Genomic DNA, 17,563 nt, shown 5'->3' with positions numbered 1-17,563 from the left:
AAATGAAAGAAGAATTAATTTTTTGTCCTTTAGGTGGATCTGGAGAGATCGGAATGAATATGAACCTCTTTGCTTATGGTAAAGCAGATAACCAAAAATGGATAATTGTTGATATAGGTGTTACATTTGCAGATGATACTGTACCTGGTGTAGACTTGATATATCCCGACCCTGGTTTTATTGTGGATAAAAGAGATGATTTACTCGGGATAGTTCTGACACATGCACACGAAGATCACATAGGGGCTATAGCGCATATTTGGCCAAAGCTAAAATGTAAAATTTTTGCAACACCATTTACAGCGGTTCTAATTAATGAAAAATTTAAAGAGAAAAAAATAGATATTTCAGGATATTTAAAAATTGTTCAATTAAACAGTACATTAAATCTTGATCCATTTAAAATTGAGTTTGTAACCTTGACTCACTCAATTCTTGAGCCAAACGGTCTAAAAATAGAAACTCCTGTAGGAAATATACTTCATACAGGTGACTGGAAATGTGATCCTGACCCGCTGATTGGTGAAAATATAAACTCAAATAGATTAAAAGAAATCGGCAAAGAAGGTGTTCTCGCTATGATTTGTGACTCAACAAATGTGTTTAGCGCTGGGAGAGCAGGCTCAGAATTAGATGTAAGAAAAAATATGCTGAAAGTAATGGAAAGACTTGATAAGCGAATTATTATTACTTCATTCGCCTCAAATGTAGCAAGAATGGAGACTGCGTTTTATTGTGCAGAAAAGACTGGAAGGCAAATTGCTTTAGTTGGAAGATCAATGCATAGAATTTATAAAGCTGCAAGACAATGTGGGTATTTACATAACGTAATTGAACCCCTAGATTCTAGAGATGTAAAAAATATATCAAGAGAAAAAATTGTTTACTTGTGCACAGGTAGTCAAGGAGAACCTATGGGTGCCATGACTAGAATAGCTAATTATATTCATCCTGACGTATTTATAGAGAGGGGAGATGCAGTTATTTTTTCATCAAAGATAATTCCAGGTAATGAAAAAAAATTATATAAATTACACAATCAGTTAGTTAAAGAGGGTATAGAAGTCATTTCCGAGGATAGTGAATTTATACATGTATCAGGTCATCCAAATAGAGAAGATTTAAAAGATATGTATAATTGGATTAAACCTAAGTCTGTAATCCCGGTGCACGGCGAACATAGACACATGATAGAACACATACACTTTGCAAAAGAAATGCAAGTTCCTTACCCAGTTAAAGTAGAAAATGGAGATATTGTAAGACTATATCCGGGTGAAAAACCAGAGGTTTACGATAAAGCCCCAAGTGGAAAGTTGTATGTTGATGGTAATATTAGTGTTGAAGAAGACGCACAATCAATTAAAGAAAGAAAAAATTTATCAGCAAATGGTTTTGTTCAGGCAACAATTTTAATTACTCCGAAGGGAAATATTCATAACAAGCCTTTATTAACTTTCAAAGGTTTACCTATTTATGAAAAAGAAGAATTTCAATACGGTCTAGAGGAAGAAATTGAAAAAACTACAAAAACATTTTCAATGAATAATAAAAAACAGGAAATAAATCTTATTGAAGCTTTAAAATCAACTTGTAGAAAATATACAAAAGAAAAAACTGGCAAAAGACCCCTCACAAATATAAATTTAGTGAGGATTTAGTTGAGTATTACAGGATCATTAGTAGTTTTTGTTTGTCTATGGTGGATTGTATTTTTCGCAATACTGCCAATTGATGTAAATAGGGAAAAAAAAGAAAATATAGAGGGTGTTGACCCAGGAGCTCCCGAAAATCCTAAAATTTTAAAAAAAATTGGTTATTCTACTTTGATTACATCAATTATATTTATAATCATTTATTTATTAGTAAAGTATGAATATTTTAATTTAAGAAACTTTATCAACTAATGTATTTTTCAAAATTATTTATTCCAATTCTTAAAAATAATCCCACAGAGGCTAAAATAAAATCTCATCAATTAATGCTGAGAGTAGGAATGATTAAACAGTCTTCTGCTGGAATTTACTCATGGTTACCATTGGGTTTTAAAGTGATGAAAAAAATTGAACAAATTGTGAGAGAAGAACAAGATAGGGTTGGTGTACAAGAAATATTAATGCCAACAATTCAATCATCAGATATCTGGAAGGAAAGTGGTCGTTACGATGATTATGGTGAAGAAATGTTACGTATCAAAGATCGTCAGAATAGAGAAATGCTTTACGGACCTACAAATGAAGAACTAGTTACTGAAATTTTTAGGTCTAGCATTAAATCATACAAATCTCTTCCACAACTACTCTATCATATTCAATGGAAATTTAGAGATGAACTACGTCCAAGATTTGGAATCATGAGATGCAGAGAGTTTTATATGAAAGATGCTTACTCATTTGATTTGACAGATGATGATGCATTATTTTCTTACAACAAATTTTTTCTTTCCTATCTAAAAACGTTTAAAAGATTGAACTTATCAGCTATACCAATGGCGGCAGATACTGGACCCATTGGTGGAAATTTATCGCATGAATTTATTATATTAGCCGAAACAGGTGAGAGTAAAATTTATACAGATAAAAGAATTTTTGAAGTTGATAGTGAAATTACTAAAATTGAAAAAAATTCATTAAATACATTAAGAGGAGAGTATGAAAAATACTATGCAGTGACAGATGAAAAATTTGACAAAGAGGAGTTTGAAAAAAAAGTATCAGAAAACCAGAGAATTAATACCAAAGGGATTGAAGTAGGGCACATATTTTATTTTGGAGATAAATATTCCAAGCCAATGAATGCAGCAGTTGATTTCAATGGAAAAAAAGAATTTGTTAAAATGGGATCTTATGGAATAGGTGTATCAAGATTAGTAGGTGCCATAATTGAGGCAAAATATGATGATAAAGATGAAATTATGAAATGGCCAATTTCAGTAGCTCCATATGACTGTGCAATATTACCAATGATAAATAAAAATGATAATTCTAATTTAGAAAAATCAAATAAAATTTTAGAACATTTGAATAAAAATAATATAGATACCATTGTTGATGATACTGACGAAAATATTTCAGCAAAGATAAAAAAATTTAATTTGATTGGAATCCCATTTCAATTGATATTGGGAAAAAAATCAGAAGGAGATACTTTTGAATTTAGAGAAGTTGGAAAAGAAACACAAAATTTGAAAATTGAAGAAATAATTACTCAAATAAAAAAAGCAAAATCAAATTGATAAATAAGTTAGAAAAAGAAATAATCTTTAGATTTCTTAAAAGTAGGAAAAAAGATAGTTTTTTAAATTTAATCTCAATTTTTTCATTTATAGGCATCACATTAGGTGTGGCTGTTTTAATTATAGTCATGTCGGTAATGAATGGATTTAGAACTGAATTAATAAACAAAATAGTTGGTTTCAATGCACATGCAGTTGTTAAATCTTACGATAAAAAGTTAAATATTGATTTTGAAACAACCAAAAATATTTCTGAAGAAGTAGATAACATAATTTTAAGCAACGATGGTGAGGCTGTTATAATTAATAAAAACTCAACCAAAGGCGTTTTATTAAAAGGTTTTTTGTCCCAAGATTTTACCAAACTTAATGTTTTACAAAATGAAAATTTTTTTGGATTAAAAACATTAAATGAAAATGAAATATCAATCGGAAAAGATTTAAGTATTAATTTTAATTTAGATATTGGTGATAAAATAACAATAATGTCGCCAGTAGGTGTGCAAACTTTAGTTGGAAATCTTCCTAAACAGGAAGTATTTAAGATTACATCAATATATGACAGTGGTTTATCTGATTATAATGAAAATGTTGCTTATATAAACCTTAAAACATTAGAGGATTTATTTGATAAAAATGAAAATCAAAGATTTTTAGAATTTTATTTTAAAAACCCTCATCAAGTAGATAGCCTTAAAAATAAATTATCAAATATATACGATGGAGAATATGTTTATACTTGGGCTGATTTGAATTCTTCATTATTTACTGCTTTAAAAGTTGAAAGGAATGTGATGTTTATTATTTTATCACTAATAATTATTGTTGCGGCATTCAATATTATATCTGGCTTAACAATTTTAGTTAAAAATAAAACAAGAGATATAGGTATATTAAAATCTATAGGAGTTCAAAATTCTTCAATAAAAAAAATATTTTTCATGATTGGTTTTATAATTGGCACCTCCGCTACTGTCTTTGGTGTTATGATTGGTACTCTATTCTCGATTTATATAGAAAATATCCGAAATTTTATTAGCGAAATTTTTAATATCACTTTATTTCCAGAAGAAATTTATTTTTTAAGTAAAATGCCATCTGAAATTGATCCTCAATCTATTATTTTAATTTCTTTTTGCTCAATTATCTCAACAGTAATTGTATCAATTTTTCCTGCAATACAGGCAGCTAAATTGGATGCAGTCAAAACTTTAAAATATGAGTAAATCAATTGTATTAAAAAATATTGGAAAAAAATATTTCTCACACACCAATATAAAAGTTTTAAATGACATTAGTTTTACTTTTGAAAAAGGTAAAATTTATTCCTTAGTTGGTCCTTCCGGCTCAGGCAAATCAACATTTTTGAATTTACTGTCTTTAATTGATCAACCAAATTCAGGGTCGATTGAAATTTTAAGTAAAAAAATTGATTTTTCAGAAAAAGTGCAAAATGATAAAATTAGATCTGAAAAAATTGGGATAATTTATCAGGATAAAAATCTGTTAAATGATTTTACTGCTTTAGAAAATATTTATTTACCAAAATTATTATTAACTAATGACAAAAAAAACTCTATTGAGGAAGCTAAAAAAATTTGTAAAAAAGTTAATTTAACCTCAAGATTAAATCATTATCCATCGGAGTTATCAGGTGGAGAGATTCAGAGAGTTGCTATATCTAGAGCTTTAATTAATGAACCCGAAATAATATTAGCAGATGAACCAACGGGAAGCTTAGATTTTGATAATGCTAAACAAATATTTAAAATTTTATTTAACTTAAAAAATAAAAATCGAGTTATAATTTTTGCAACTCATAATAGATATTTTGCAAATATGGCAGATTGTAAATTGCAAATGATAAATGGTAAGATAAAACTTACCAATGCAAGAGTCGATTAGCAAAATATTTAATCATTTCAAAATACATACACAATATTCTATTTGTGAAGGTGCCGCTAAAATAGACTTGTTAAAAGAATATTGTAAATCAAACAAAGTACAATCCTTAGGAATATCTGACACAGCAAATTTATTTGGAGCCCTAGAATTTTCTGAGAGCATATCGTCTGTTGGTACCCAGCCAATAATAGGCACTCAAATAAACTTTAAATATAAAGATTATTATGGATTAATTCCTTTAATAGCTAAAAATTATATTGGCTATAAAAACATAATAGAATTATCTTCAAAATCTTATCTAGAAAATGACTCTTTAAATGATCCACATTGTAAATTTGAAGATTTAATACATTTTAATGAAGGTATTATCATCCTCTCAGGATCAATTAACTCATTATCAGGAAATCTTTTTAACAAAGGGTTGTTGGAGGAATTAAGCAGTGTTTATAAAGCTCTTTCAGAAAACTTTGCTGACAATTTTTATATAGAAATACAAAGACACAATGATGCTAATGAAAAACAATTTGAAAGTTATAATTTAGAGCAATCTAAAAATTTGAATTTACCAATCATTGCCTCTAACGAAGTTTTTTATATTGATAAATCAATGCATGAAGCTCATGAAGCTTTAATGTGTATTGGACAAAAAACATATGTCAATGATGTTAATAGAAATAGGCTTTCTAATAATCATTACTTAAAAAGTTCTGATGAAATGATAGAATTGTTCAAAGATCTTCCAGAGGCACTTGAAAATAATTTTAATCTTCCTTACAGATGTAATTATAGACCATTGCCTTCAAAGCCAATTTTGCCAAATATTTCAGATAATAATATTGATACAAATGAAGCACTACTAAATGAATCCTTAAATGGTCTTAAAGAAAAATTTGAAAAAATTTTCAATATAAATGAAACTGAATTTAATACTAATGATGATTATAAAAAATATAAAATAAGATTAGATCATGAAATTAGCATTATAACCAAAATGAATTATTCTGGTTATTTTTTAATAGTTTCAGATTATATTAAATGGGCAAAAAATAATAATATTCCAGTTGGACCAGGTAGAGGGTCTGGAGCAGGTTCTTTAGTTGCCTGGTGTCTTTCAATTACAGATATCGACCCAATTAAGTTTAATTTGATTTTTGAGAGATTTTTAAATCCAGATAGAATTTCAATGCCAGATTTTGATATAGATTTTTGTGAGGAAAAAAGAGATCTAGTCTTTGAATACTTAACAACAAAATATTCTAATAGCGTAGCTCATATAATTACTTTTGGTAAATTAAAAGCAAGGATGGTCATCAGAGATGTAGGTAGAGTATTAGGATTACCCTATGGTTTTATAGATAGCATTTGTAAAATGATTCCGTTTGATCCCTCAAGACCATTAAATTTACAGGAATGTATTAATGTCGAGCCAAGACTTCAAAAATTAATACAGGATGATAAGAGAGTTAGTAGACTTATAGAATTATCACTAAAATTAGAAGGCTTGAATAGAAACGTTGCAACGCATGCAGCTGGCGTTGTTATAGCAGATAAAAAATTAACTGAAACTACACCATTATATAAAGATTCTGCATCAGACTTACTATTACCTTCTACACAATTTGACATGTATTCCGCAGAAAATGCTGGATTAGTAAAATTTGATTTTTTAGGTTTAAAAACTTTAACAGTAATAGATAAAACGCAAAAACTAGTTAATGAAAAAGATCCAAATTTTAAAATAGATAAAATTAATTACGAAGATCAAAAAGTATACGATTTATTATCTAGTGGAAAAACGGTTGGGCTATTTCAGCTTGAAAGCTCAGGTATGAAAGATGCTTTAATTCATATGAAGCCAAATAGATTAGAAGATATTATTGCCTTAGTTGCTCTTTATAGGCCAGGACCAATGAGCAACATACCAATCTATAATGATTGCAAACATGGACTAAAAGAACCTGACTATCTTCATCCAAAATTAGAAGAAATTTTAAAACCCACTTACGGAGTAATAATTTATCAAGAACAAGTTATGCAAATAGCACAAGCTTTATCTGGTTTTACAGCTGGTGAAGCAGATATTTTAAGACGAGCAATGGGAAAAAAGAAAAGAGCTGAGCTTGAAAAACAAAAACAAAGATTTGTAGAAGGAGCATTTAAAAATGGCATAAGTAAAGACATTGCTGCAGGCATTTTTCTAAAAATAGAACCTTTCGCCGAATATGGGTTTAACAAAAGTCACGCAGCAGCATATGCGGTAATTGCCTACCAAACAGCATATTTAAAAACATATTATTCCCATGAGTTTTTTGCAGCATCAATGTCAATGGAATTATCAAATCAAAAAAAATTAAGTGAATTTTACGAAGAATTAAAAAGATTAAATATTGAAATTGTTAGACCAGATATAAATAAATGTTTTTCAGATTTCACATCAAATGGTAAAAAGTTTTTTTATGCGCTTGGCGCAATCAAAAACGTTGGTTATGAAGCAATTTCAAATATAGTTAAAGAAAGAGAAACCAATGGAGAGTATAAAAACTTATCTGATTTTATAAAAAGAGTTGATCCTAAGGATATAAACAAACTTCAGTTAGAAGGTTTAGTTAGAGCAGGTGCTTTTGATAATTTAAATAATAATAGACAATCAATTTATAATTCTATTCCAAACATTATATTAAAATCAAAAAATAATTTTGAAAATAAACAGGCTAATCAATTTGATTTATTTGACGATAAACTAAGTAATGAAGAAAATATTCTTGATGATATTGAAGATTGGAATATTGATATAAGACTTACAAAAGAGTTTGAGACATTAGGTTTTTACATTTCTGATCATCCTTTAAATCAATATAAATCTATATTCGATCAATACAACATTATAAGTTATGATAATTTCCAAAATGATGAAAATTTATTAAGTTCCAATATTGCTTGCACGGTTTTAAAAACCCAAGAAAAAAAAACACAAAAAGGAACATCTTATGCAATAATTAAATTTTCAGACTTGAATAGTGTTTTTGAATTATTTGTTTTTTCTGATATTTTTGAAATTAACCGTGAAGTTTTAACAGAGGGAAATTCTCTAATGTTGACTTTAATGAAAAATTATATCGATGAAAAAAAAACACAAAAAAAAATTAATGTTAAAAAAATTATTACATTAAAAGAAGTAATTAATAAACCAATTGATTTATTGAAACTTAAATTTAATGATTTATCTGAACTGGAGAAAATTAAATACCTGAAAAAAGATGAAGCCAAAACATCAATTAAATTCGAATTACAGGATAAACAAAATAAATTAGTTTTTGATTTAAAAGATAAAAGGAAAATTGACTTTAAACAGCTAAATTCACTAAAAATCAAAGAAAATTTAATACTAGATTAAAAATAATTCTTGAAATTATATTTTAAGCTTGTAATTACTTCTCAAATTAACACGCACACAATTTTTGGTTTTATACCTCCGGTCCCTTTGGGGCAATAATTGTGGTGGCATAACCGGGAATAAATATGAAAATACCTAATCTAACAATAGAACAACTATTAGAAGCTGGCGTTCATCTTGGCCATAAAACATTAAGATGGAATCCAAAAATGAAAAAATACATTTTTGGAAAAAGAGATTCAATACATATAATTGATTTAACACAAACATTAGAATTAACCAATGTTGCATTGGAAAAAGTGTATTCAACAATTTCAAATGGTGGAAAAATACTTTTTATATCGACAAAGAAACAGGCTTCAGAAGCTATTGCAGAATTAGCTAAAGATACTGATCAATATTACGTAAATTATAGATGGCTTGGCGGCATGTTAACTAACTGGGGAACTATCTCTAATTCAATTAAAAAATTAAATAAAATTAATTTAGATCTTTCATCAGAAAATAGAGGTTTTACTAAAAAAGAACTTTTAAAGATGAGTGGTCAAAGAGATAAATTGCAACGATCTTTAGGTGGAATAGCTGAAATGAAAAAAGTTCCTGATCTTGTTTTTATTATAGATACAAATTATGAGTCGCTTGCAATTAAAGAGTCTATAAAGCTAGGTATTCCAATTGTAGCAATCTTAGATACAAATTCCAACCCTGATGGCATTGATTTTCCAATTCCAGGAAATGACGATGCAAGAAGATCGATTGACCTTTATTGCAATTTATTAAAAGAAACTATCAACAATGCAAAAAAGGATTTGCCAATAGAAGCAGAACCTAAATCTGAAGCAAAAAAAATTGATATTGGTGAAAAATCGTCAAAAGAAAATAAAAATATAATACTAAATTAATAATTTAACAAAAAAGTAAAAAAATGAGTGATATCGAAAATATAAAAAAATTGAGACAATCAACAGGTGCAGGATTTAAAGATTGCAATGCTGCGTTAAAAGAGTCTAGCGGTGATTTAGAAAAAGCTGCTGAAATCCTAAGAGTTAAAGGTATTGCAAAAGCATCAAAAAAAATGTCAAGAGATGCCAAAGAAGGAGTTATAGTGGTAAGTGGTGACTCCAAAAAAACTTCACTTATTGAGGTCAATTGTGAAACTGACTTTGTTGCAAAAAATGATGATTTCCTAAATTTTGTAAAAGAATTGAGTGAAATAAATAATCAATGCTCATCAGATAAAGATAAATTAAATAAATCAGCTATGGCTAATGGAAAAACTGTAGAGGAAAATTTAGTCGCTCTAATTGCTAAAATAGGTGAAAAAATTACAATTGGTAAAACATCTACAATAGAAAATTCAAATTCACAAAATTTCATTTATCAACATTCAGTTATAAAAGATAATGTTTCAAAATTAGGAGTTGTAGTTTCTATTGAAACTTCTGAAGATAGTGATCAAATAAAAACTTTTGGAAAACAACTCTCAATGCATATTGCAGCATTAAATCCGATTGCTTTAAACTCTGATGAAATAAAAGAGGATGTAATTCAAAAAGAGCAAGAATTAATTGCAGAGGAGTTAAAAAAATCAGGTAAACCTGAAGAAATTGCAAAAAAAATAAGTTTAGGTAAAATTAATAAATTTAAAGAAGAAAATAGTTTAATGACACAAGATTGGGTAATAGAGCCCAAGAAAAAAGTTAAAGATATTTTAACCGAAATAAATATACCAAACTTAAAAATAAAAGAGTTTACTAGAATAAAAATAGGAGAATAATGTTCAATATATCTCAATACGATGAGAAAATGACTAAAACTCTAGATGTTTTTAGCAAAGAATTATCATCCTTAAGAACTGGAAGAGCGAATGCAAGTATGCTTGATCTAGTCAAAGTGGATGTTTATGGACAACAAATGCCAATTAATCAGTTAGCTAGTATAACAACACCCGAGCCAAGAACTATCAATATACAAGTTTGGGATTTAAATAATGTAAATCTTATTGATGCGGCTATTAAAAAATCTGAACTTGGGCTAAATCCTCAAATTGATGGTCAATTAATTAGATTACCTGTACCTGATTTAAGTGAAGAAAGACGAACAGAAATGAAGAAAATAGTCAAATCAATGGGGGAAAAATGTAAAGTTTCTATTAGAAATATTAGAAGAGAGGCAAATGATGATTTAAAAAAATTGCTTAAAAATAAAGAAATTTCAGAAGACGAAGTAAAAAAAAATGAAAAAATAATACAAGATTTTACAGATAAAAATATAAAATTAATTGATGACAAAGTCATATCTAAAGAAAAAGATATAATGACAATATGATAAAACCTAAACATGTAGCCATAATAATGGATGGCAATGGAAGATGGGGTTTAAAAAAAAATAAAACAAGAAATTATGGACATCTTCAGGGAATAAAAACTGTCGAAGATATAATAAAGGCATCAATAAAAAAAAAATTAAAGTTTTTAACATTATACACTTTTTCAACAGAGAACTGGAAAAGGCCAAAAAATGAAATTTTTTTTTTATTCAAGATTTTAGAAAATTATATTGATAAAGAATTAAAAAATTTAAATAAAGAGAATATAAAAATAAAAATATTAGGTGATCATAACAAAATACCAAGAAAATTAGTTGACAAATTAAAATACACAGAACTTTTAACAAAAAAAAATAAAAGATTACAAATTAATGTTGCATTAAATTATGGATCGAGAAATGAAATAATTAGAGCCATTAATAAAATTAAAAAAAAAAAATATAAAATATCAGAAAAACTAATAAATCAAAATTTGTACACAAAAAATATTCCTGATCCTGATATTTTAATTAGAACTGGTAATACAAATAGACTAAGCAATTTCTTATTGTGGCAATTACAATACAGTGAAATTTTTTTTGTTAAAAAATTGTGGCCAGATTTCAAACAGATTGATTTTTATAAAGTCCTTAATAAGTATGATAAAATTCAAAGAAAATTTGGCGCTATATGAAATTTAATTTTTTAAAAAGATGTTTTACGGGTGTTATTCTCTTTATCATCATTTACATTTCATTAACAAATAATCTAATTTTATTTTTATTATTTATTGCGATTACTTTTATTGCATTAACTGAAGTAAATAATTTATTGAAAAATATTTATAAAAATAAAATTTTTTATTTTTGTTTTTATTTATTGTGTGTGACATATCTGACTATTTTTTTATCTCAAATATTTTTTTTTATTATTAGTAATTCAGGTAATAAATTATTATTTATTTTTTTTCTTAGTATTTGTATATCAACTGATTTGGGTGGTTATTTTATTGGAAAATTATTTCAAGGAAAAAAATTAACTAAAATTAGTCCAAATAAAACTTATTCTGGTTTAATTGGATCGTATCTATTTACATTAATCACTTTTATTTATTTTTATTATCAATTTAATTATCCATTGAATTTTATTTTTGTTGCTTTATTTGTCTCTACAATTTCACAGATAGGTGACTTATTTGTATCTTACATTAAGAGAAGAGCAAATGTAAAAGACACCGGCTATTTTTTGCCAGGTCATGGAGGTATATTGGATAGAGTCGATGGAATTATATTTGCAATACCAATTAGTATAAATTTTCATTTTATATTTATATGAAAATAAAAAAAATATTAATATTAGGATCAACAGGCTCTATTGGTAAATCAACTCTAAATGTTATTAAAAAATATAAATCAGAAATTAAGATTGTATGTTTATCTTCAAATAAAAATTATAAAAAACTATATAAACAATCAAAATTATTTAATGTAAAAAATTTAATCATTACAGATTATAAATATTTTTTAAAATCTAAAGAATACTTTAAAAATAAAAAAATTAATATTTTTCCTAATGTTTCAGAGTATTTAAAAAAAAATAAAAAAAAAATAGATTTAGTAATTGTCGGTATCTCTGGATTAGAAGGGTTAATGCCGACTATTGAGATTATACCCTTTACCAAAAATCTTGCTAGTGCAAATAAAGAATCTATAATTTGTGGATGGAAATTTATCCAAAGTAAAGCTAAAAAATATAAAACAAATTTTATACCTATTGATTCTGAACATTTTTCAGTTTGGTCATTAATTAACAATGATAAAGATTTGATCTCAAAAATTTATTTAACTGCATCCGGCGGTCCTTTATTAAATAGCCCAAGTAAGAATTTAAAGAATATAAATATTAAAAAAGTCATAAATCATCCAAATTGGTCTATGGGAAAAAAAATATCGACTGACTCCGCTTCAATGATGAACAAAGTTTTCGAAGTTATAGAGGCTTCAAAAATTTTTAATTTAAAAAAACAAACAATTAAAATAATCGTTCATCCTAAATCAATTGTTCATGCTATCGTGGTTTTTAAAAATGGTTTGATAAAGGTTTTGATACATGAAACGAGTATGGAAATTCCAATATTTAATATTATTTTTAAAAATACAAAGGAATACTTTTATAGAAAAACGGATATTAATTTTAAAAGCCTAAATGGTATAAATTTTATTAAACCTGATACTAAAAAATTTCCATATATAAATATTTTAAATAAATATATTTTTAAAAATACTTATTTTGAGACAATATTGGTTACTATAAATGATGAACTTGTTAGGTTATTTCTGAACAAAAAAATAAGTTTTCTTAAGATGCAAAAATTATTATTAAAATTTATAAATTACTACTCATTTACAAAATATTATAATGAATTTCCAAAAAATACTAATGACATATATATTATGGCCGATAAAGTGAAAGCTTATTTAAAAAAAAATGAAAAAATTTTCAAATAAAATTAAATTTTTAGTATTTTTTACACTTTTAAATTTATCTTTTGGCTCTACGCATGCAGAAATACTCAAAAAAATTGAAATTTTCGGTAATGAAAGATTAGCTGATGAAACAATAATTTTGTTTTCAAATTTAACTATTGGAGACGATATAGATACAAACATTATCAATAATACCTTTAAAAATCTTTTTAAAACCGATTATTTTAAAGATTTGAAAATAAATTTTAAAAATGGAGTTTTAGAAATATCAGTTAAAGAAAATCCAATTATACAAGAAATCAAGATTAATGGAATTAAAAATAAGTCTATATTAAAACAATTAGAAAAAATTACAAGAAAGTCAGAAAAATATCCGTTTATAAATTCTAAAATTATTAACCAAAAAAATCAATTAAATAATATTGTAAGAATCAATGGTTTTTATTTCGCGGATATACAGACTCAAATTATCGATAATAATAATAATTCAATAAATCTAATTTATAATTTTAATTTAGGTGAACGAGCTAAAATTAACGAAATAAAGTTTATTGGAGATAAAATTTTTAATACGAGAAAACTTATTAAGATAATTTTATCAGAAGAAACTCGTCCATGGAAATTTATAACAAAAAATAAATTTATGGATCCAAACAGAATTTCAACAGATATAAAATTACTTGAGTTATTCTATAAAAATAAAGGATATTTCAATGTTAAAATTAAATCGTCATATGCACTGGTAAAAAACAATAGAGATTTCAAATTAATATTTTCTATAGATACTGGGAAGAAGTATTTCTTCAAAGATTTTAATCTAAATATATCGAATGATTATATAAATCATAATTTTTTAGATTTAAATAAAACTTTTAGCGATTTAAAAGGTAAACAATATTCAATAAAAGCTATTAATGATATAAAAAAAAAAATAGACAAGATTGCACTTCAAAAAGAATTCATTTTTATTGATGCAAAATATGAAGAAAAAATTGTAAATGAAAATGAAATTATTATTAATTTTAATATAGAACAATTAGAAAAATCTTATGTTGATAAAATTAATATTTTCGGAAATTTTATTACTGAAGAAAAAGTTATTAGAAATTCGTTAATTGTTGATGAAGGCGATCCTTACAATAAAATACTATTTAATAAATCAATAAGTAATATAAAATCAAAAGGTATATTCAAAAGTGTTAAAAGTGAAATTTCCAAGTCTAAAAATAAAAAAAATAAAATTATAAATTTAATTGTGGAAGAAAAGCCAACAGGAGAGATTTTTGCGGGTATTGGAACTGGTACGGGAGGATCTTCATTTTCAGTAGGTTTAAAAGAAAAAAATTATCTTGGCAAAGGCATAACTTTAGACACCAATTTTGCCTTATCCGATGATGAAGTAAGGGGAAAATTTAGTGTAATTAATCCTAATTTTAAAAATTCTGACAGATTATTAAAAACCACAATTGAGAGTACTACATCTGATTTTATGAACTCTAGCGGATATAAAACTACAAGAACAGGTTTAAGTTTAGGTACTGGTTTTGAGCAATATGAGGATATTTTTATAAACTTAGATGTATCAAATTATTATGAAAAATTGGTAACATCAGATAAGGCTACTGAAATAAAAAAAAAACAAGAAGGTGATTATTTTGAAAATTTATTTGTGTATTCAATAACTTTAAATAAACTTAATCAAAATTTTCAACCAACTGATGGTTTTTTTACTAAATTTAGTCAGTCAGTTCCTATATATTCTGACGACAACTCTTTTGAGAATACACTAACGGCGTCTAAATATCACTCGATAACAGACAATTTTTTAATAGCTGGAAAATTATATTTGAAGGCTGTAAACTCCATTGATGGTGATGTCCGTGTTTCAAAACGAGTTTATATACCTTCAAGTCGATTAAGAGGTTTTGAATCAGGTAAAATAGGTCCTAAAGATGGAACCCAATATATTGGTGGTAATTACGGAGCGGCTTTTAATTTTACATCATCGTTCCCGAAATTCTTTAATGAATTTGAGAATCTTGATTTAAATTTATTTGTTGATGCTGCAAACTTGTGGCATGTTGATTATGATGATTCTTTGGATTCAGATAAAATTAGATCCTCAACTGGTGTAGCTGTAGATTGGTTTACTGCTATAGGCCCGCTTTCTTTTTCTTATGCAATTCCAATTACTGATGCTAATTCAGATGAAACAGAATCATTTAGATTTCAAATAGGAACTTCGTTTTAAATGAGACTATATTTGTATATTATTCTAATATTTTTTTTTCAATCAAACATTGCTATTTCTGATGAAAAAATAGCTTATATAGACTTAAGTTACATTATAAACAATTCTATTTCAGGCAAATCAATAAATACTTTTATAAATAATATTGAGCAAAAAAAATCTAATTATTTTAAAGAAATTGAAAATAAAATTAAAGATGATGAAAATAATCTAATTTCAAAAAAAAATATATTGAATAAAAAAATTTATAATGAAGAAGTTGAAAAAATTAAAATTAGAATTAATAATTATAAACTTGAAAGAAAAAACTTTAATAAGTCTTTAGATGATAGTAAAATTAAATATACAAACAAATTACTAGAAATTTTAAACCCAATAATTTCAGAATATGTTGAAAAAAATTCAATTAACATGGTTCTTCCAAAAAAAATAGTAATCTTAGGAAAAAAAAAACTTGATATAACTCTTCCAATTCTTTTAGAGCTAGATAGTTCAATTAAAGAAATAAACTTTAATGAATAAAAATATTTTTTACAAAAAAGTTAACAAAATATCACTTAAAAAAGTTTGTAAAGCTTTAAAAATAAAAAATATTACTAGTAATAATATTTTTTTAAGTGATATTAAAACCATAGATAATGCATCAAAAAATGATTTGACATTTTTACATTCTGCGAAGTATTTGAAACTTATTCCAAAAATTAAATCAAATTTTATAATTACATCATCAGCATTTAAAAAATATCTTCCAGGAAAAAATCTTCTTGTTGTAAATAATGTTCTTGTTGATGTTGCAAAAATAACAGAGCTTTTTTATCCTAATTCACTGAATGATAACTTTATTAATAGAAAATCTAATAAAAATAAATTTTTTAAAACAAAAAATATTTTTTTTGGATCAAATGTAATAATTGGAACAAACGTTAAAATAGGTGCTAATACCTACATAGGTCATAATACTATAATAGAGGACAATGTTATTATTGGAAAAAATTGTTCTATTGGTTCCAATGTAATTTTAAAGAAATCTATTATAGGAAATAATGTAAATATTTTAGATGGTGCAGTTATTGGTAAAAAAGGTTTTGGTTTTTTTCCAAAAAAAGGTAAAAATTTAAGATATCCCCATATAGGTATGGTTATAATAAAAGATAATGCAGAAATTGGTTCAAATAATACAATCGATAGAGGTTCATTAGGGAACACAATTATTGGAGAAAATACATTTTTAGATAATCAAGTTCATATCGCTCATAATGTAAAAATTGGAAAAAATTGCATAATAGCTGGACAGGTTGGTTTTGCTGGAAGCTCTGAAATTGGTGATAATGTTTTAATAGGTGGTCAAGCTGGTATATCTGGACATCTAAAAATTGGTAATAATGTGCAAATAGGAGGGGGTAGCGGTGTTATTAAAAATATACCTGACAATACAAAAGTTATGGGCTATCCAGCAAAAGACATTAAATTATTTTTAAAAGAAAATAAAAAATGACAGATAAATTAAATAAAGAAGATATTAAAAATTTATTACCTCATAGAGAGCCCATGCTTCTAATAGATGAATTAATAAATATAAAAAAATTAAAATCTGCTACAGCAATTGTAAACGTAAAAAAAGATAGTTTTTTTGTCCAAGGTCATTTTCCAGGAGAACCAGTAATGCCAGGTGTTTTAATTGTAGAGGCATTTGGACAAGCCGCAGCAGCTCTTACAGCTGCAGGCATAGATAAATCAACATATGAAAATAAACTAGTTTTTTTAATGACTGTTGATAAGGCTAGATTTAGAAGTCCAGTTATCCCAGATTGTAAGCTTGAATTAAATATTGAGGCTATAAGATCTCATGGAAGGGTTTGGAAATATCAAGGCGAAGCTTTTGTTGATGGTAATAAAATGGCAGATGCACAATGGGCTGCAACAATTGTTGATAGGAAGAAATAAACAGTAGCAATAGTTGATAGGTATAAATAAATAATTTTGT

Annotated in this window: 16 protein-coding genes; all 16 read left to right on the top strand. The window is 26.1% G+C overall.

Annotated features, from left to right (window positions below; genetic code table 11):
- The first annotated feature begins 2 nt into the window (after positions 1-2).
- Positions 3-1,661, top strand: coding sequence for a ribonuclease J (locus B8063_RS00330; protein WP_085068414.1), 1,659 nt, complete (start codon positions 3-5; stop codon positions 1,659-1,661).
- On the top strand, positions 1,662-1,907 hold the full coding sequence (locus B8063_RS00325) for a DUF1467 family protein (protein WP_075521605.1): 246 nt from the start codon (positions 1,662-1,664) through the stop codon (positions 1,905-1,907). It abuts the gene before it with no gap.
- The gene (gene proS / locus B8063_RS00320) at positions 1,907-3,235 is read left to right on the top strand and encodes a proline--tRNA ligase (protein ID WP_085068412.1); all 1,329 of its coding nucleotides are present in this window, start codon (positions 1,907-1,909) and stop codon (positions 3,233-3,235) included. Before B8063_RS00325 ends, proS begins: the two co-directional genes overlap by 1 nt.
- Positions 3,232-4,461, top strand: coding sequence for an FtsX-like permease family protein (locus tag B8063_RS00315; protein ID WP_085068410.1), 1,230 nt, complete (start codon positions 3,232-3,234; stop codon positions 4,459-4,461). The genes proS and B8063_RS00315 overlap by 4 nt, the downstream gene beginning before the upstream one ends.
- Positions 4,454-5,140 carry an ABC transporter ATP-binding protein gene (locus B8063_RS00310; RefSeq protein ID WP_085068408.1) on the top strand — a complete coding sequence of 229 codons (687 nt, stop codon included), beginning with the start codon at positions 4,454-4,456 and terminating at the stop codon, positions 5,138-5,140. Before B8063_RS00315 ends, B8063_RS00310 begins: the two co-directional genes overlap by 8 nt.
- Positions 5,124-8,534 (top strand): DNA polymerase III subunit alpha, encoded by a 3,411-nt coding sequence (dnaE, locus tag B8063_RS00305; RefSeq protein ID WP_085068406.1) that lies wholly within the window; start codon positions 5,124-5,126, stop codon positions 8,532-8,534. The genes B8063_RS00310 and dnaE overlap by 17 nt, the downstream gene beginning before the upstream one ends.
- A 125-nt stretch (positions 8,535-8,659) precedes the next feature.
- A complete protein-coding gene (rpsB, locus tag B8063_RS00300; protein WP_085068404.1) occupies positions 8,660-9,436 on the top strand; it encodes a 30S ribosomal protein S2 in 777 nt (258 codons plus the stop codon).
- A 23-nt stretch (positions 9,437-9,459) separates the two neighbouring features.
- On the top strand, positions 9,460-10,311 hold the full coding sequence (gene tsf / locus B8063_RS00295; protein ID WP_085068402.1) for a translation elongation factor Ts: 852 nt from the start codon (positions 9,460-9,462) through the stop codon (positions 10,309-10,311).
- Positions 10,311-10,862, top strand: a complete 552-nt coding sequence (frr, locus tag B8063_RS00290; protein WP_085068400.1) for a ribosome recycling factor — start codon at positions 10,311-10,313, stop codon at positions 10,860-10,862. Before tsf ends, frr begins: the two co-directional genes overlap by 1 nt.
- On the top strand, positions 10,859-11,536 hold the full coding sequence (gene uppS / locus B8063_RS00285; RefSeq protein ID WP_085068398.1) for a polyprenyl diphosphate synthase: 678 nt from the start codon (positions 10,859-10,861) through the stop codon (positions 11,534-11,536). Before frr ends, uppS begins: the two co-directional genes overlap by 4 nt.
- Entirely contained in the window at positions 11,533-12,177 is a 645-nt protein-coding gene (locus tag B8063_RS00280; RefSeq protein WP_085068396.1) for a phosphatidate cytidylyltransferase, read from the top strand. Before uppS ends, B8063_RS00280 begins: the two co-directional genes overlap by 4 nt.
- The gene (locus B8063_RS00275; RefSeq protein WP_232311397.1) at positions 12,174-13,349 is read left to right on the top strand and encodes a 1-deoxy-D-xylulose-5-phosphate reductoisomerase; all 1,176 of its coding nucleotides are present in this window, start codon (positions 12,174-12,176) and stop codon (positions 13,347-13,349) included. Before B8063_RS00280 ends, B8063_RS00275 begins: the two co-directional genes overlap by 4 nt.
- Entirely contained in the window at positions 13,330-15,579 is a 2,250-nt protein-coding gene (gene bamA, locus B8063_RS00270) for an outer membrane protein assembly factor BamA (RefSeq protein WP_085068394.1), read from the top strand. Before B8063_RS00275 ends, bamA begins: the two co-directional genes overlap by 20 nt.
- Positions 15,580-16,101: an OmpH family outer membrane protein gene (locus B8063_RS00265; protein ID WP_085068392.1), complete on the top strand. Its 522-nt coding sequence runs from the start codon at positions 15,580-15,582 to the stop codon at positions 16,099-16,101.
- Complete coding sequence (gene lpxD / locus B8063_RS00260) at positions 16,094-17,074, top strand: UDP-3-O-(3-hydroxymyristoyl)glucosamine N-acyltransferase (protein ID WP_085068390.1); 981 nt, start codon at positions 16,094-16,096, stop codon at positions 17,072-17,074. The genes B8063_RS00265 and lpxD overlap by 8 nt, the downstream gene beginning before the upstream one ends.
- Entirely contained in the window at positions 17,071-17,523 is a 453-nt protein-coding gene (gene fabZ / locus B8063_RS00255; RefSeq protein ID WP_075521618.1) for a 3-hydroxyacyl-ACP dehydratase FabZ, read from the top strand. Before lpxD ends, fabZ begins: the two co-directional genes overlap by 4 nt.
- The last annotated feature ends 40 nt before the right edge of the window (positions 17,524-17,563 follow it).

Origin of the sequence: Candidatus Pelagibacter sp. RS40 (genome assembly GCF_002101295.1) — a bacterium.
Classification (GTDB): Bacteria; Pseudomonadota; Alphaproteobacteria; order Pelagibacterales; family Pelagibacteraceae; genus Pelagibacter.
The sequence above is the reverse complement of the archived record's forward strand: the minus strand, read 5'-3'. Positions and strand labels throughout refer to the sequence as shown.

Coding starts and splice junctions, on each gene's coding strand:
- B8063_RS00330 (WP_085068414.1), top strand. CDS start 3: ATGAAAGAAGAATTAATTTTTTGTCCTTTAGGTGGATCTGGAGAGATC.
- B8063_RS00280 (WP_085068396.1), top strand. CDS start 11,533: ATGAAATTTAATTTTTTAAAAAGATGTTTTACGGGTGTTATTCTCTTT.
- uppS (WP_085068398.1), top strand. CDS start 10,859: ATGATAAAACCTAAACATGTAGCCATAATAATGGATGGCAATGGAAGA.
- fabZ (WP_075521618.1), top strand. CDS start 17,071: ATGACAGATAAATTAAATAAAGAAGATATTAAAAATTTATTACCTCAT.
- bamA (WP_085068394.1), top strand. CDS start 13,330: ATGAAAAAATTTTCAAATAAAATTAAATTTTTAGTATTTTTTACACTT.
- B8063_RS00275 (WP_232311397.1), top strand. CDS start 12,174: ATGAAAATAAAAAAAATATTAATATTAGGATCAACAGGCTCTATTGGT.
- proS (WP_085068412.1), top strand. CDS start 1,907: ATGTATTTTTCAAAATTATTTATTCCAATTCTTAAAAATAATCCCACA.
- lpxD (WP_085068390.1), top strand. CDS start 16,094: ATGAATAAAAATATTTTTTACAAAAAAGTTAACAAAATATCACTTAAA.
- dnaE (WP_085068406.1), top strand. CDS start 5,124: ATGCAAGAGTCGATTAGCAAAATATTTAATCATTTCAAAATACATACA.
- B8063_RS00265 (WP_085068392.1), top strand. CDS start 15,580: ATGAGACTATATTTGTATATTATTCTAATATTTTTTTTTCAATCAAAC.
- rpsB (WP_085068404.1), top strand. CDS start 8,660: ATGAAAATACCTAATCTAACAATAGAACAACTATTAGAAGCTGGCGTT.
- frr (WP_085068400.1), top strand. CDS start 10,311: ATGTTCAATATATCTCAATACGATGAGAAAATGACTAAAACTCTAGAT.
- B8063_RS00310 (WP_085068408.1), top strand. CDS start 4,454: ATGAGTAAATCAATTGTATTAAAAAATATTGGAAAAAAATATTTCTCA.
- tsf (WP_085068402.1), top strand. CDS start 9,460: ATGAGTGATATCGAAAATATAAAAAAATTGAGACAATCAACAGGTGCA.